Source organism: Micromonospora sp. B9E7 (assembly GCF_039871815.1).
In the GTDB taxonomy this organism is placed as follows: domain Bacteria; phylum Actinomycetota; class Actinomycetes; order Mycobacteriales; family Micromonosporaceae; genus Micromonospora.
Genome location: NZ_JBDPLX010000004.1, coordinates 238,916 through 253,049, shown reverse-complemented (window position 1 = coordinate 253,049; position 14,134 = coordinate 238,916). Strand labels below are relative to the sequence as shown.

The 14,134-nt window shown below is 70.0% G+C and carries 12 protein-coding genes; 7 read left to right on the top strand and 5 right to left on the bottom strand.

All coding sequences use genetic code 11. The features are described 5' to 3' along the window. Positions 1-6 precede the first annotated feature (6 nt). Positions 7-1,533 (top strand): plastocyanin/azurin family copper-binding protein, encoded by a 1,527-nt coding sequence (locus ABGB10_RS08915; protein WP_347660381.1) that lies wholly within the window; start codon positions 7-9, stop codon positions 1,531-1,533. Between the two features lie 32 nt (positions 1,534-1,565). Beyond that, a complete protein-coding gene (locus ABGB10_RS08910) occupies positions 1,566-2,543 on the top strand; it encodes a hypothetical protein (protein WP_347660380.1) in 978 nt (325 codons plus the stop codon). Positions 2,544-2,873: 330 nt separating this feature from the next. Here the strand turns inward: ABGB10_RS08910 and ABGB10_RS08905 are convergent, their stop codons facing one another. Further along, complete coding sequence (locus tag ABGB10_RS08905) at positions 2,874-3,962, bottom strand: DUF1996 domain-containing protein (RefSeq protein WP_347660379.1); 1,089 nt, start codon at positions 3,960-3,962, stop codon at positions 2,874-2,876. Positions 3,963-4,342: 380 nt separating this feature from the next. Between ABGB10_RS08905 and ABGB10_RS08900 the strand changes: the two genes are divergently transcribed. Then, on the top strand, positions 4,343-5,611 hold the full coding sequence (locus ABGB10_RS08900) for an Ig-like domain-containing protein (RefSeq protein ID WP_347660378.1): 1,269 nt from the start codon (positions 4,343-4,345) through the stop codon (positions 5,609-5,611). A 57-nt stretch (positions 5,612-5,668) separates the two neighbouring features. Beyond that, a complete protein-coding gene (locus tag ABGB10_RS08895; RefSeq protein ID WP_347660377.1) occupies positions 5,669-6,121 on the top strand; it encodes a hypothetical protein in 453 nt (150 codons plus the stop codon). A 38-nt stretch (positions 6,122-6,159) separates the two neighbouring features. On the opposite strand, the gene ABGB10_RS08890 is transcribed toward ABGB10_RS08895, so the two are convergent. Continuing rightward, entirely contained in the window at positions 6,160-6,864 is a 705-nt protein-coding gene (locus tag ABGB10_RS08890; protein ID WP_347660376.1) for an SDR family oxidoreductase, read from the bottom strand. Positions 6,865-6,980: 116 nt separating this feature from the next. On the opposite strand from ABGB10_RS08890, the gene ABGB10_RS08885 reads away from it, so the two are divergent. Then, positions 6,981-7,364 (top strand): MerR family transcriptional regulator, encoded by a 384-nt coding sequence (locus tag ABGB10_RS08885; RefSeq protein WP_347660375.1) that lies wholly within the window; start codon positions 6,981-6,983, stop codon positions 7,362-7,364. 81 nt (positions 7,365-7,445) lie between these two features. Here ABGB10_RS08885 and ABGB10_RS08880 read toward each other — a convergent pair whose 3' ends face one another. Continuing rightward, complete coding sequence (locus ABGB10_RS08880; RefSeq protein ID WP_347660374.1) at positions 7,446-8,540, bottom strand: ROK family protein; 1,095 nt, start codon at positions 8,538-8,540, stop codon at positions 7,446-7,448. Positions 8,541-8,590: 50 nt separating this feature from the next. Between ABGB10_RS08880 and ABGB10_RS08875 the strand changes: the two genes are divergently transcribed. After that, positions 8,591-9,808, top strand: a complete 1,218-nt coding sequence (locus ABGB10_RS08875; RefSeq protein ID WP_347660373.1) for an MFS transporter — start codon at positions 8,591-8,593, stop codon at positions 9,806-9,808. Positions 9,809-10,049: 241 nt separating this feature from the next. Here the strand turns inward: ABGB10_RS08875 and ABGB10_RS08870 are convergent, their stop codons facing one another. Continuing rightward, on the bottom strand, positions 10,050-10,652 hold the full coding sequence (locus ABGB10_RS08870; RefSeq protein ID WP_347660372.1) for a glyoxalase: 603 nt from the start codon (positions 10,650-10,652) through the stop codon (positions 10,050-10,052). Between the two features lie 114 nt (positions 10,653-10,766). Continuing rightward, on the bottom strand, positions 10,767-11,123 hold the full coding sequence (locus ABGB10_RS08865) for a VOC family protein (RefSeq protein ID WP_347660371.1): 357 nt from the start codon (positions 11,121-11,123) through the stop codon (positions 10,767-10,769). Between the two features lie 144 nt (positions 11,124-11,267). Here ABGB10_RS08865 and ABGB10_RS08860 point away from each other — a divergent pair, with 144 nt between their 5' ends. Beyond that, on the top strand, positions 11,268-14,045 hold the full coding sequence (locus tag ABGB10_RS08860; protein ID WP_347660370.1) for a LuxR C-terminal-related transcriptional regulator: 2,778 nt from the start codon (positions 11,268-11,270) through the stop codon (positions 14,043-14,045). Positions 14,046-14,134 lie beyond the last annotated feature (89 nt).

Genomic DNA, 14,134 nt, shown 5'->3' with positions numbered 1-14,134 from the left:
GAGACGATGCCCCGACGAATAACGGCAGTGCTGGCGGCGCTCCTGCTCACGGTGACCCCGTGGGTGGCGACGCCGGCCTCCGCCGCCCCCCGAGCCGCGGCACAGGTGCTGACCTGGACCGCCGACGGCGACATCACCCGCTACAAGTCCGCGCCCGCCACCGCCGTGGCCGGCGAGACCACGATCGTCTGGGAGAACAGCGAGGCCACCGGCAACACCATCGGCATGCCGCACACGCTGACCTTCGACACCAGCAGCGAGGGTTACAACCACGACGTGACCCTCAACATCCTGGCCAGCCCGTTCGACGCCAACAACGGCCGCCACCAGGCGACAGTGACCCTCACCCCGGGCCGGTACCGGTACTTCTGCTCGATCCCCGGCCACAGCCAGATGGTCGGCGAACTGGTCGTCACCGAGGGCGGCGGGGGCGGCGACACCACACCGCCGACGGTGACCGCCACCGTGGCGGGTGACCAGGACCCCGACGGCAACTACCTCGGCGCGGCCACGGTGACCGTCACGGCCACCGACGCCGACTCCGGTGTGGACACCGTCGAGTACCAGGTCGACGACACCAGCTTCACGCCGTACACCGAGCCGGTGCGGGTGACCGCGATCGGTGACCACTCGGTGCAGTTCCGGGCCACCGACCAGGCCGGCAACACCAGCGCCGTCGGGTCGGTGTCGTTCCGGATCGTCGAGCCGGGGGAGGAGGACACCACCCCGCCGGTGGTCGCGGCCACGTTGGCCGGCGACCGCGACGGGGACGGCAACTACGTCGGTACGGCCACCGCCACGCTGACCGCCACCGACGCCGGATCCGGTGTCGCCACCATCGAGTACTCGTTGGACGGGGCTGCCTTCACCGCGTACACGACTCCGGTCGTCGTGACCGCGGCCGGGATGCACATGCTGCACTACCGCGCGACGGACGTCGCCGGTAACACGTCCGCCGAGCAGATGTCCCACTTCACCGTCGTCGAGCCGCAGGCCGAGGACACCACGCCACCCACGGTCACCGCCACGGTGACCGGCGAGCGCAACGACGACGGCGCGTACGTCGGCGGCGCGACCGTGACCGTCACGGCCACCGACGCCGACTCGGGCGTGGCGACCGTCGAGTACGCGCTCGACACCGGTGCCTGGACCGCGTACTCCGCTCCGGTCACCGTTCGCGCCCTCGGCGCACACACGGTGCGGTTCCGGGCGACCGACACCGCCGGGAACCCGTCCGCCGAGCAGTCGGCGACGTTCACCGTGGTGGCCGACGGCACCGACGCCTGCCCGGAGTCCGACACCCGGGCCACGGTGGTCATCGACGGCGACGACACCGGAGTCGGCAACGTCGACACCGGCAACGGCTGCACCATCAACGATCTGATCGACGAACACGCCGACTACCCCGGCCACGCCGACTTCGTCCGGCACGTCGAGGCGGTCACCCTCGCGTTGGTGACCGGCGGAACGCTCGACCGGCGACAGCAGGGCGCCATCGTCCGGGCCGCGGCCCGATCGGACGTCGGCGCATGAGTCCTCGAATCTTCTCGACAGGGAGTACCACGATGCCCGGACGTACCGTCGCCAAACTGGCCACCGTGACCGCCGTCGTCGCCGCCTCGGTGCTGACCGTCGCGCCGACCGCCCACGCCGACCTGGTCACCCACTGCATCGGCACCGGCGGTGCGGTGACCGTTCCCAACGACCTGTACGTGCCGGCCGGCGAGTCCTGCGCGCTCACCGGCACCACGATCACCGGCAACGTCACGGTCGCGGCCGGCGGCAACCTGGTGGTGACCGGTGGCCGGGTCAGTGGTGAGGTACGCGTTTCCGCCGACGGCTACCTCGACGCCACCGACACCACTGTCGACGGCCAGGTGGTGCTGGCCGCCGGTGGTTACGGCATCTTTCTGAAGGACGCCCGGACGGGCACCGTGACGGTGCGGCCGAAGGGCAGCGCGACCATCGACAGCTTCCTCTTCGCCGAGGAGTCGACGGTCGCCGGGAACGTCACCGTCGGCGCCGGTGAGGTCCGGCTCGACCGGGGCACCCAGGTGGAGCGCAATGTCAGCAGCACCGGCACCTACTACACCGATCTGCACGACTCGTTCGTCGACGGCACGCTGTCGGTGCTCAACAGCGCCACCGGCAGCGTGGTGTGCGGCAGCGCGGTGCGCGGCAAGGCCACGTTCGCCGGCAACCTGGGCGGAGTGCAGGTCGGCCCGAACGGTGGCCTCGACAGCTGCGCCTCCGGTGGCTACTGGGGTGGCGACGTCAGCATCACCAGCACCACAGGTGGTGTCACCGTGGACGACAACATCATCAACGGTCAGTTGACGGTGACGGGCAACGACCCGGTCGCCCAGGTGGCCGCCAACAACCGGATCCGTGGTGGCGTGACCGGTGACCAGGCGGCGGCGACCACCAACCGGGCGGCCCGGGTGGCCGGTCCGGACCGGGAGGAGGCTGGCGACCAGCGGGCCGAGCTCCGCCGTACCTCGGCGGTGCAGGAGGCCACCGAGGCGGGCGCCGCGAGGCTCTAGACGACTAAGGCCTCAACCCTGGCCGGGGCGGTGGGCGCAGCCAGCAGCCAGCGGCCAGCGGCCAGCGGCCAGCGGCCAGCGGCCAGCGGCCAGCGGCCGGCGGTGACCGTCGGTCACCTCCCTGGGGGCGGATGCGGTAGTGAGCGGTATACCTCAGAGTCATATTCATACCTCTGAGGTATACCGCTCGACAGCACATCGACATGGCGGGCCAGCCAAAGCGCACGCCGTCGGCCCCGTCTTGAATGAGGACTCACTCGTCCAGGCCCGACGCGACAGCGGCCGGTCGCCCTAAGGGGGTGACCGGCCGCCGCCGTCGTACCGCGCCGGCTAGAAGTTACCGGCCGAGTTGCACTTCACGCCCTGGTCGAGGCAGTTGCGCACCCGAACGGCGAGCGCCTCGTCCTTCCACGCGTTGAAGAAGTCCGCGTGCATGGAGAACGAGGTGCCGGACGCGAGCGTGATGCCGTCGGTGTTCGCGCTCAGCGGGTACGAGATCACGAAGGACACCGAGGGGACCGGCACCGGGTGGCTCTTCGGGCAGGCCCCGGTGTGGTCGCCGTTGGCCATGTGCGCCTTGTGGTCCGGGCTGTCCAGGTGCTTGCCGTCCCAGCAGTCCGGGAAGGTGATCTGCCGGACGATGTTCGCGGTCTTGGCGCAGACCGGGAACGTCTTGTCCGCGCTGCGGCCGATCTCGCCGCCGATGCCGGCGCACCAGAAGTGGTTGCCCTGCTTGTCCGGGGTGTCGACCTGGTTCTTCGCGTTACCGGTGATCATTCGCAGGCCGAACGGGAAAGGCTGGGTCCTGCTCGGGTCCTTCAGGCGGGAACCGTAGTAGACGGTCACCTCCGTCGGGTCGACGACCTTGCCGTTCTGGTACATCGTCGGCACCCAGTAGGCGGACTGGTCGTCCGGCGAGTTGCAGGTGGTGGCCTTCGACGCCCGCAGCGACTCGGCGGTCGAGTTGGCGTCGGTCGACCTGTTTCCCCAGAACGTGTGGTTGTGGGAGCCGCCGACCAGCTTGGGCAGCACGATCGGGTCGTCGCTGTTGTGGTGGCTGGTCTTGCAGCCGACGTTGAACTCGGGCACCTTGACCGGGTTGCCGGTCACCGGTTTGGGCTTACGCGCGAAGAACGCCTTCGTCGCGGCGGCCTGCGTGGCGGGGTCGACGGTGATCCAGCCACCGGAGGCGGTGGGCGGGGCGGTGCTGGTCGACGGGGTCGCCGGCTTACCCGTGGCGGACGGGGCAGCCGAGGCGCTCGGCGTGGCCGACGCCTCGCCGGGAACGGCGGACGTGGGCGTCTCCGGTCCGGACGAGCCGATGCCGGTGTCGCTGGAGGGGCTGGACGCACCGGGCGTTCCGGGAGCCTCCTTGCAACCGCCGGCGAACACCACGCTCACCATCAGCAGGGCGGTCACGGAACGGCGAAGCCTGGGGGTGGATCGCATATTGAACAAGAGGGGTCACCTTTCTTCCGAGAACGAAGAATACGAGTCGACCCCCTGCTCAATTCCAACCGAGACGATTAAGTCTCCCTTAAATATCGCTCTGCGATTGCTCGATCCGCTTTGCGGAGTGGTTGAGCTGTCGAATCAGTCTCATTTCCCTGATTTTCTTCGAAAAACTGTAATCGAGCACCGTGCGGATACTCCACTTTCTGGGGAGTCGCCGGCCGGGCACGGGGCAGCGCGGCGACGAACCGGTTCCGACTTTTCTTCGTGATTGCCGGAAACGGCGCGACGCGTGCGCCCGGCGCGGAAGAATTGCGCCACGGAAACACGAGAACCGGGGGCGTTCGATGGGGTTGAGGCGACGGATGGCGCTGGTGGTGGTGTCCGTCGCGGCGACACCACTGGTTCTCGGCGGGTGCACCGCCGAGCGGAAGTCCGCTGTGCGGCCCGTCGAGCGGCGGGTGCCGGCGCCGGAATTGACCCTCACGCCGGCCGACCGGTCCCGCGACGTGCCGGTCAGCGCCGAGGTCACGGCGCTGGTCACCGGCGGGAAGGTCACCGCCGTGCGCATCGCGGACGACAGGGGCATGCTGGTCAGGGCGGAACGACGGGAGGACGGCTCGGCCTGGGTGCCCACCGTTCCGTTGGGACCGCAGCGCACCTACACCGCGGAGGTGACCGCTACCGGCGACTCCGGCGCGAGCACCACCCGCACGACGACCTTCACCACCATGCCGACGTCGACGAAGCCGCAGGTGACCAGCACGCTGTACTTCGGAGACGACCGGACGTACGGCACGGCGATGCCGGTGACCATCGGATTCGATCCGCCCATCGCCAGGGCGGCCCGCGCCGACGTGCAGCGTCGGCTGTTCGTCAGGACGGACCCACCGCAGCCCGGGGTCTGGTCCTGGGTGGACGACGGCAGCCAGGTCTACTACCGCGCTCCCGACTTCTGGCGACCGGGCACGACGATCAGCGTCCGCGCCGGTCTGGAGGGCCTGCCGATCGGCGGGAACCGGGTCGGTGACGCCGACCGCACCGCGACGTCCAGGATCGGGCGTCAGGTGGCGCTCGAGGTCAACAACGCCACGAAGCAGATGCGCGTGCTGCGCGACGGCAAGGTCATCCGCAGGATCCCGGTCAGCCTGGGCAAGCCGAGGACACCGACGTCCAGCGGCAAGATGGTGATCATGGAGAAGCACCAGCGCACCACCTTCGACACACGCGGCGAGCCGAACGGCGGCTACGTGGTGAACGTCGAGGACGCGCAACGGCTCACCTGGGGCGGTGAGTTCATCCACGGCGCGCCCTGGTCGGTGTCGGATCAGGGACACCGCAACGTGTCGCACGGCTGCACGAACGTCTCGCCTGCCAACGCCGACTGGCTGATGGGCGTCACCCAGGTCGGTGATCTGGTCACCTTCACCGGCACCGAGGTCCGGCTACAGCCGGGCAACGGCTGGACGGCCTGGAACACTGGTTGGGAGCAGTTCGTCAAGGGCAGCGCACTGCCCGTACCCGCTGGTCTTCGGCCAGCCCCGACCGCGACGCCGCGCCCGGGCGCGGTCGCCGGTGGCCCGCCGACGCCGGGTCCGTCGGCCTCCGCCGGCTGAACCGACAGGTGTCCAGCGGGCGTACGGCGCTTGCTGGGCGTTCCTACCCTTCGGGCCATGACGTACGAGCCCATGATGGTTCCCCGCCCGAAGCCCAACCGGACCACTCGTACCGTCCTGATCGTCGTCGCCGCGGTGCTCGTGGTGTGCTGCGCGGTTGGTGCCTGCGGAGGTTTCTGGTTCTACCGCAGTGTCAAGGAGGCCGTGGAGCCGGCCCGGGCGGCGACGGTGGCGTTCCTCGACGACGTCCAGGCCGGCAACTACCCGGGCGCCTACGGGCGGCTGTGCGGCGAGGTGCGCGAAACCATGACGCTGGAGGAATTCGCCCGGATCCAGGCCGCCCAGTTGAAGATCAGCAGCTACGAGATCGTCGGTGTGAACGTCAGCAACTACAACGGGCGGGTTACCGCGACGGCCACCGTCCAGGCGGTCCAGGAAAGCACGGGAGCCCAGTTCACGCAGGGAATGAGGCTGGTCAAGGAGGATGGTGAGTGGCACGTCTGCCAGTGAGCACGACGTCGTGGCGACGCCCGCACATGCCCAAACGACTATCGTCCGGTCGGGGCGTAGAAGGCGCTCGGATCGTTGGCGAGGGACGCCTTGACGTGCGCGCTCCACTCGTCGGCGAGGACCTCGATCCGGCCGGCTTCGATGCCGTCCAGAGCGACGCGTACGACGTCGGCGGGGTCCATCTTGTCGCCGTCGTAGTGGGCCATCATGTCGGTGTCGGCGGCGCCCAGGTGCAGGCCGGTCACCAGGGTTCCCTGGCCCGCGAGTTCCAGCCGGATGCCGTTGGTCAGGCTCCACTCGGCCGCCTTCGCCACGCCGTAGGCGTTGGCCCCGTCGTAGGAGAACCACGACAACGCCGACAGGACGTTGAGGATCGCCCCTCCGCCGTTCGCGCCCAGCACCGGTGCGAACGCCCGGACCATGCTCAGGGTCCCCCAGAAGTGGGTGTCGAGCTCGGATCGGATCTTGCCCAGGTCCCCGTTCACCAGGTTGGTGAAGGTGGTGATGCCGGCGTTGTTGATCAGAAGAGTGGCGTCGGACGCGGCGGCCGACGCCTCCGCGACTGAGCGCGGGTCGGTGATGTCCAGCCGAAGCTTCTCGACACCGGGAATGTCGACCTGCTCCGGGTTGCGGGCCGTGGCGTACACCTTGGCCGCGCCGCGCTCCAGCAGCTGTCGGGCGAAGTGTCGGCCGAGGCCACGGTTGGCCCCGGTGACCAGCGCGATCGAACCGTTGATCTGCATGACGTGTGGCCTCCTGAGGAGTTTCAGAAACGAGCGGTACGCGAGCTACGCTAAAACCTGACGTGAACGTGAGGGACAAGGTCGTGTGGCAGGCGTCACCGGCCGGGGGAGGGTCCATGCGCATCGGGGAACTCGCCACAACGGCCGGGGTGTCGGTGCGCGCCCTGCGCTACTACGAGGAGCAGGGCCTGCTGACTGCCGCACGCAGCACTGGCGGGCAGCGTCACTACGGCGACAGCGCTCTGGAGCGGGTGCACCTCATCCAGACGTTGTACGCGGCCGGCCTGTCCAGCCGCACCATCCTGGACCTGCTGCCCTGCGTCGACGCGAAGGTCAACACGCCGGAGTCCCGGGCGCTGCTGCGTGCCGAACGTGCCCGCATCGACGAGCAGATCAGCCAACTCCGCAACGCGCGGGACCGGCTCGACGCGGTCATCGCCGCCAGCGAGAGCCCGGCTAGCGGATGCACCCATGTGGAATCCGCCGCACTGGTGGCGTAGCGGTTCGACGGCGCGGCACGCCTGGGCGCGCCGGCGACCGATGTTGGCGACCCCGCCCGCGGCCGGACGGTCCGGCGACGCTCAGATCGGGGCCAGCTCCGGCACGCCGTAGTGCCGGTCGAGGACCTGCATGGCGGCGCCTGCGGCGATGGCGTCCGCGCCGAGGCTGGACACCGTCACCGTCGTGGTGAGCCAGTCCGCGCGCCGCGCGTCGGCCCGCACGGCCTCGGTCACGGCCGTGAGATAGGTCTGCGGATGCCGTAGGAGGTCCGCGCCGGCCAGCACCACGTGGGCGAGATCGAGGGTCTGGAGCAGGTTCACGACGCCCACCGCCACGACGCGGGCGGCCTGGGTGATGTCTCCGGCCTCGGCGGCGTGGTGGTGCACGATCTCCAGGCATCCGTGGCGGCCGCAGACGCAGCGGGGTCCGTTCAGGTCGACGACCGTGTGGCCGAATTCGCCCGCGTTGGTGTGCGCGCCGCGGTGGGCGGTGCCGCCCAGCCAGAAGCCGCCACCGATACCCGACTCGATCATGATGAGGGCCGCGTCGCCGAACGTCGCGCCGTGCCGCCAGGCCTCGGCCGTGATCCCCGCCGTGACGTCCTTGTCGAGGTGGACGGGCAGGCCGAGGTGCTTCTCGGCGATCTCGCGCAACGGTACGTCGTGCCAGTGCCGCAGACCGTGGGCGTCCCGGACCAGGCCGTTGGCGTGGTCCAACGGGCCGATCATGCCGATGCCCAACCCGGTGAGCCGGCCCCGCACGTCGCTGTCGCCGGTGATCGCCCCGATGCCGGCAGTCAGGGCGTCGAGAAGCTGTTCAGGGGTGAAGTCGCCGGGCAGCGGCCTGACCGCCGAGTGGCGTACGGCGCCGGCCAGGTCGACCAGGGCCAGCCGCAGTGTGCGCCGGGCCACGTGGGCGCCGATCGCGTACCGGCTGTCGGGAACGAGTTCGTAGACCACGGCGGGCTTGCCGATGCCCGTGCGACGCAGACCGGCGGGGCGGATCAGGCCGTCGCCGGTCAGGCGTGCGATGACCTTGGAGACCGCCTGTGGCGTCAAGCCGGTGGCCTCGACAACTGTCGACCGTTCGAAGGTTCGCGCGGTACGCCCCAGTGCCATGACCCGTGCCTGGTTGTAGCCGCGCAGGAACGTGACGTCGGCAGTGATGCGAGTCATCTCGCCACTCTATTACGCAACGCTGTTGCTAAATTTTTTCGGTGATCGGGATGAGCAGAGGACGACGGGTGGCGGCGCTGGTGGCTTTGGCGCTGGGTGGTGTGGCGATCGGTCTGACCGAGTTCGTGGCGATGGGCCTGCTGCCCGACATCGCGCGCGGCCTGCTCCCGCAGGAGTACGCCCAGTCGTCGTCGAACGCGGTCGCCCGCGCCGGCTGGATGATCACCGCGTACGCGCTCGGCGTGGTCGTGGGCGCGCCCCTGATCGCCGCGCTGAGCGCGCGCCTGCCGCGCAAGAAGCTCGTGCTCGGCCTGCTCGCGCTCTTCGCCGTCGGCACTGTCGCGTCCGCGATCGCCCCCACCTTCGACCTGGTGCTGGTGGCCCGGTTCGCGGCGGCGTTGCCGCACGGCGCGTACTTCGGTGCGGCCGGCCTGCTCGCGGCCACCCTGATGGGCCCCGGCAACGAGGCCCGTGGTTTCGCCATCGTGCTCAGCGGCCTGACCGTGAGCAACGTGGTCGGCGTACCCCTCATCACGCGGCTCGGGCAGGCGGCCGGCTGGCGCGTCGCGTACCTGGTCATCGCCGGTGTCTTCGTGCTCACCCTGCTGGCGGTCCTGGCGGTCGTCCCGGAGGTCGCCGCGGCGGTCGACGGCTCGCCGGCCGCCGAGTTGAGAGCGCTGCGGACCTCGCAGGTCTGGTTGGTCGCCGCGACCGGCGCGGTCGGATTCGCCGGGTTCTTCGCGGTGGACACCTACATCGCACCGGTCACCACCGACGTCGCCGGTCTCTCGGCCGCGACGGTGCCCTGGGTGTTGGTGGCGGTGGGGCTCGGCATGACCGTCGGCAACGCCCTGGGTGGCTGGTTGGCGGACCGGGACCTGCGGCGCAGCATGATCATCGGGTTCGTCGCGATGATCGTGAGCATCACGACGTTCAGCCTCGTCGCGTCGACAACCGTCGGCCTCTTCGTGGGCGCGTTCCTGGTCGGTGCGACCAGCCTCTATCTCGGGCCGGTCCTCCAGGCGCGCCTGATCACCGTCGCCCCGGGGGCGCAGCTGATGGGCGCGGCGCTCAACCAGTCGGCCATGAACATCGCGAACAGCCTGGGCGCAGCCCTGGGCAGCGTCGCCATCGCCGCCGGCCTCGGTTACCTCGCACCGGCCTGGGTGGGCGTGGTCCTGGCGATCGTCGGACTGACCCTGGGAGTGGTCAGCTTCGCGGTCGGGCGACGCGCACCGGAGCGGACCCCGGCCACCGTCGCGGGCTGAGGTAGCCGGGCCGCTGTCGCGGGTCGAGGCGGCCGGGCCCCCGTCGGGCCGGGTCAGAAGTCGTCGACGCTGACCGTCACGCGATGGGGACTCGACCGCCAGTTCGGCGCGCAGGTCGTACCCGTGTGCCGGCTCCTTCGCCAACATGGCCAGCACGACGTCCTGCACCCCGAGCTACCCTTCGGACAGATCACTTATGGATAGCCCGCTATCTGTAAGGCTGTCAAACCCGACCGCTGGCTCACCTGGTCTGCCACTCGAAACCGTCCGGGTCGGTGAAGGTTCCGGTGCTGCTGCCGATGGAGAGTCGGTGTGATCCGGTGCCGTCGGGAGAAACGCCGGCGTCCTTCGCAGCGGCGCGGCGACCGTAGAGCGCCAGCTTGATATTTGACGTGGCGAACTCGACGTACCTGCGGCCAAAGCTCTTGGCCACGGGCAAGCCGCGCTCGACGTAGAACCTCCTGGTGACGGCAACATCGGCCACACCCAGCAGGAGGACGATGTCGTCGATGTGCCGGCTGGCGGGTCCGACGTCCTTCTTCGACGAGGTCGCGATCTTCCAGATCGTGCCGTACGGGTCACGTAGTACTCCGCCGTAGCCCCAGAAACCCTTCGCGGCCGGCTTCAGTGGTGTAGCTCCACCGTCCAGAGCGGTGCCGAAGAAGCTGTCCACCGTGCTCGGTTGGGACACCACGAGCGACATGGCGAACCCCCGGAAGCCGGTCGTGGGCGCCTGCGAGGCGCGTACGCGCAGTCTGGCACCCAGACCGAACGCCATGGTGTAGAAATCGTGGGCGGCTTCGGGTTCCGCCACTTCGAGCGTGACAGAGTCGATGGAGGCCATGGCCGAGGTTCCTTTCGTGATGTCGGATTGCGGCTGGGACGCCGCGAAGGTGGCAGACCTGCTGTGTCGCCAGCACCGTTTCGCCGTTTTCTGCCGATGACGGCCGGGGGGCGCTCACCGGTCCTGGATCAGCCCCAGTACGTTGCCGTCGGGGTCGGTCACGCTGGCCACGAGGCGACCGCCGCCGACGTCGTGTGCGGGCTCGGTCACGGTGGCGCCAGCGGCGCTCAACGCGGCCAGCTTCGCCTCGACGTCCGCCACGTGCCAGTAGGCCACCGGCGAGGTCGCACGCTGGGGGCCCCCGCCCGGCACGAGCCCGATGTGCTGGCCCGCTGCGTTGAATCCGACGTAGTAGGACGAGTCGTCAGTCGGGGAGACGCCAAGCAGGGCCGCGTACACCGGCTTGGCCTTAGCCAGATCCGACACCGGATGCAGCACGGTCTTGATCCCCTGGGTGGTAGGGCCGGTCATGGTGACTCCTTCAGCTCGTCGGCCGCTGTGGGCCCGGTTGACGTGTGTTCCCAGCATGGTCTCGGGGACGTCGGATCGGATCCGTGGTGACCACGGAGCCGACCACGGAACCGGAGCACGGAGGGCCTACGACAGAATGGGCCGGTGCTTGACGTCTCCCCTCGGGAAGCTGAGGTGCTCGCGCTGCTCGGGGCCCACCTCACCAATGCCGAGATCGGGGCACGGCTGTTCATCTCGGTGCGTACCGTCGAAACTCACGTCTCCTCGCTGCTGCGCAAGCTGGAGGTCCCGGACCGGCGCGCGCTCGCCCAGCGTGCGCCTGAGCTGGCCGGCAACGGCGCAGCTCGCCAGGCGCCGGTTCTGCCGGCCCCGCTGACCTCGTTCATCGGCCGGGTGCGCGAGCGGACCGAGTTGACTGAGCTGATCAGAGCGCACCGTCAGGTGACCGCGGTCGGCCCCGGCGGAGTGGGTAAGACTCGGCTCGCGCTGGCGGTGGCCACCGAGACCGCGAACGAGTACCCCGACGGCGTGTGGTTCGTGGACCTGGTCCCGGTCGCCGGTTCCGACATGGTCGCGCCTGCGGTCGCCGTTGCCCTCGGCCTCGGCGAACAGCCCGGCCGCGACATGACCACGTCCGTGGTCGCTGCGCTGGCGGACCATCAGGCATTGCTGGTGCTCGACAACTGCGAGCACGTCGTGGACGGGGTGGCGCTGTTTCTCGAGCGGCTGTTGGCGGCGTGCCCCGCGATGACGGTGCTGGCCACCAGCCGGGCACGGCTGGTGGTGCCGTTCGAACGGGTGTATCCGGTGCCGCCGCTGTCGTTGGCAGTCGACGGCGAGTCGGACGCGGTCGCGTTGTTCATGCAGCGGGCGGCGGCGGTGGGCTGGCCTCTGGATCCTCTGCTGCACAACCAGATCGCCTCGATCTGCGAGCGGCTGGACGGGATGGCACTGGCCATCGAGTTGGCCGCCGCCCGGTATCCCACGCTTGGGCTGGACGGCATCACCGCCGCCCTGTCCCATCCGCTGCGGATGCTCACCGGGGGTGCCCGCGCCGACGACCGGCACCGTTCGGTACGGGCGACACTGGACTGGAGTCACGCCCTGCTGGACCCGGCCGACCGGGCGCTGCTGCGTCGGGTGTCGGTGTTCGCGGGGCCGTTCACCGCCTCGATCGTGGCCGACGTCGTCGGGACCGAGGAGGGCATCGTCGCCGACGGTCTGGCCCGGCTCGCCGAACAGAGCCTGCTGGTGGTGACGGCCTTTTCGGGCGGAACCGAGTACCGGGTGCTGGAAACCATCCGCCAGTACGGGACGGAGCGGCTCACCGAGGCCGGCGAGCTGGTCGACGCCCGCTCCCGGCACCTTCGGTGGTGCCTGGCCAAGGCCACTGAACTGGCGGTCGATCGAACGGAGTGGCGGACCCGGTTCGACCCGGTGGCCGACGACCTCCGCGCCGCACTGGCCTGGGCGAGCAGCCGGCCAGAGCAGCGCTCGAACGCGTATCGCCTCGCCCGCCATCTGGCGGAGCTGACCTTTACCCGCAATCTCGTGGGCGAGTCCCAACTGCGCTACGAGCAGGCCGCCGCACTCACCGATGCCCCCGGCGTCACCGTGTCGATGCTCCGGCACGCCGCTGCGGTGGCGGCGTGCCGGATGCGCGGTGAGGACATGTACCGCCTGCACCGCGAGGCCGCGGAGGCCGCCCTCAGCTCCGGAGACGCCGCCGTCGCCGCCTGCGAACTGGCCACCGCCGCCACCAACGCCTACCGCTTCTGGAGCAAGTTCGAACGGTTGCCGTCACGGGACGAGGCGATCGCGCTCATCACCGAGGCGCGGAAGCTGGCCGGGGACGACCCCGCCGCCCAAGCCGCGGTGGCCCTGGCCGAGGCCGGGGTGCTCACCGACGCGTTCGGCGCCCCCCAGGGCCCGCCCGACAATGACGTACCGGAGACCGTCGCGCGGGCCGAGCGGGCGGTCGAACTCGCGTACCGCGTAGGCGAGCCGCTGGCCACGTCCGCCGCTCTCGACGCGCTCACCGGTGCCCAGGGATGGGCCGGTGAGACGTTCATCAGTGCGTCCACAGCGCGTCGCCGGATCGCGCTGCTCTCACCCTTACCGGCCACTCCGGCCAGCACCCACGAAATGCTGGACGCTCTGGGGAGCGCCACCGAGGCCGGCCTCGGTGGGGGAGACCTGTCGGCAGCCCGCCGCTGGGCGAGGCAGATCGCCGACCATCCGCTGCTGGTCGAAGTCGGTCATCGTGCCACGAGTTGGCTACTGGTGGTCGACGCGTTGGCCGGCGACGTGGGCGGGGTACTCGCCAGCAGCGTCCGGTTCCTCGACGCCTGGCAGCGCGCCGGCCGACCCGCCAGGTCGGTCCTCGGTCCCGCGGCGGCCGGCGTGGCCATGATCCACGGCCTCCGCGACGACCAGGAGGCTCGCCGTGTCTGGACCACGGTCCTCGACCAACTTGGCGCACCACCGGAACACATCCACGGCTATCGGGCAGTATTCGACGCGATGCATCTGCTGCACCGAGGTCAGGCACAGGTGGCGCTGAGACGGATGACCCCCGAGCCCGCCGAGGTGTGGAAGTCGCTCACCTGGGTCTGGCTCCACTGGTACGTCGCACTGCGCGCCGAAGCCGCCGTACTCGCCGACAGCCCCGACGCCCACGACCGGCTGAACGAGGCCCGAATCGTGGTGGCCGGCAACGCTGTCGCCGCAGCCATTGTGGAACGAGCCCGAGCTCTGCTCGACGGCGACCAGAAGGCGTTGCTGGCCATTGCGGATGCGTTCGGCGTTGCCGGCTGCCGCTACCAGTCCGCGCGTACCCTGGTGTTCGCCGGCGGCGATCATGCCAAACGCGGCGCAGCCACGCTTGGCGACCTTGGGCTCGCCCCAATGGGCACCCGCTGACCCCGACACAGTCGTCTCGATCCCGTCGTCCGACACGCGGTCATCTGGCGGACACGAGCAGTTGGCGTTCGGGTGGTTGTGCGACGATC

What these genes read in the sequence shown, in the direction of transcription:
- ABGB10_RS08915 (WP_347660381.1), top strand. Translation starts at nt 7, where the DNA reads ATGCCCCGACGAATAACGGCAGTGCTGGCGGCGCTCCTGCTCACGGTG.
- ABGB10_RS08910 (WP_347660380.1), top strand. Translation starts at nt 1,566, where the DNA reads ATGCCCGGACGTACCGTCGCCAAACTGGCCACCGTGACCGCCGTCGTC.
- ABGB10_RS08900 (WP_347660378.1), top strand. Translation starts at nt 4,343, where the DNA reads ATGGGGTTGAGGCGACGGATGGCGCTGGTGGTGGTGTCCGTCGCGGCG.
- ABGB10_RS08895 (WP_347660377.1), top strand. Translation starts at nt 5,669, where the DNA reads ATGACGTACGAGCCCATGATGGTTCCCCGCCCGAAGCCCAACCGGACC.
- ABGB10_RS08890 (WP_347660376.1), bottom strand. Translation starts at nt 6,864, where the DNA reads ATGCAGATCAACGGTTCGATCGCGCTGGTCACCGGGGCCAACCGTGGC.
- ABGB10_RS08885 (WP_347660375.1), top strand. Translation starts at nt 6,981, where the DNA reads ATGCGCATCGGGGAACTCGCCACAACGGCCGGGGTGTCGGTGCGCGCC.
- ABGB10_RS08880 (WP_347660374.1), bottom strand. Translation starts at nt 8,540, where the DNA reads ATGACTCGCATCACTGCCGACGTCACGTTCCTGCGCGGCTACAACCAG.
- ABGB10_RS08875 (WP_347660373.1), top strand. Translation starts at nt 8,591, where the DNA reads ATGAGCAGAGGACGACGGGTGGCGGCGCTGGTGGCTTTGGCGCTGGGT.
- ABGB10_RS08870 (WP_347660372.1), bottom strand. Translation starts at nt 10,652, where the DNA reads ATGGCCTCCATCGACTCTGTCACGCTCGAAGTGGCGGAACCCGAAGCC.
- ABGB10_RS08865 (WP_347660371.1), bottom strand. Translation starts at nt 11,123, where the DNA reads ATGACCGGCCCTACCACCCAGGGGATCAAGACCGTGCTGCATCCGGTG.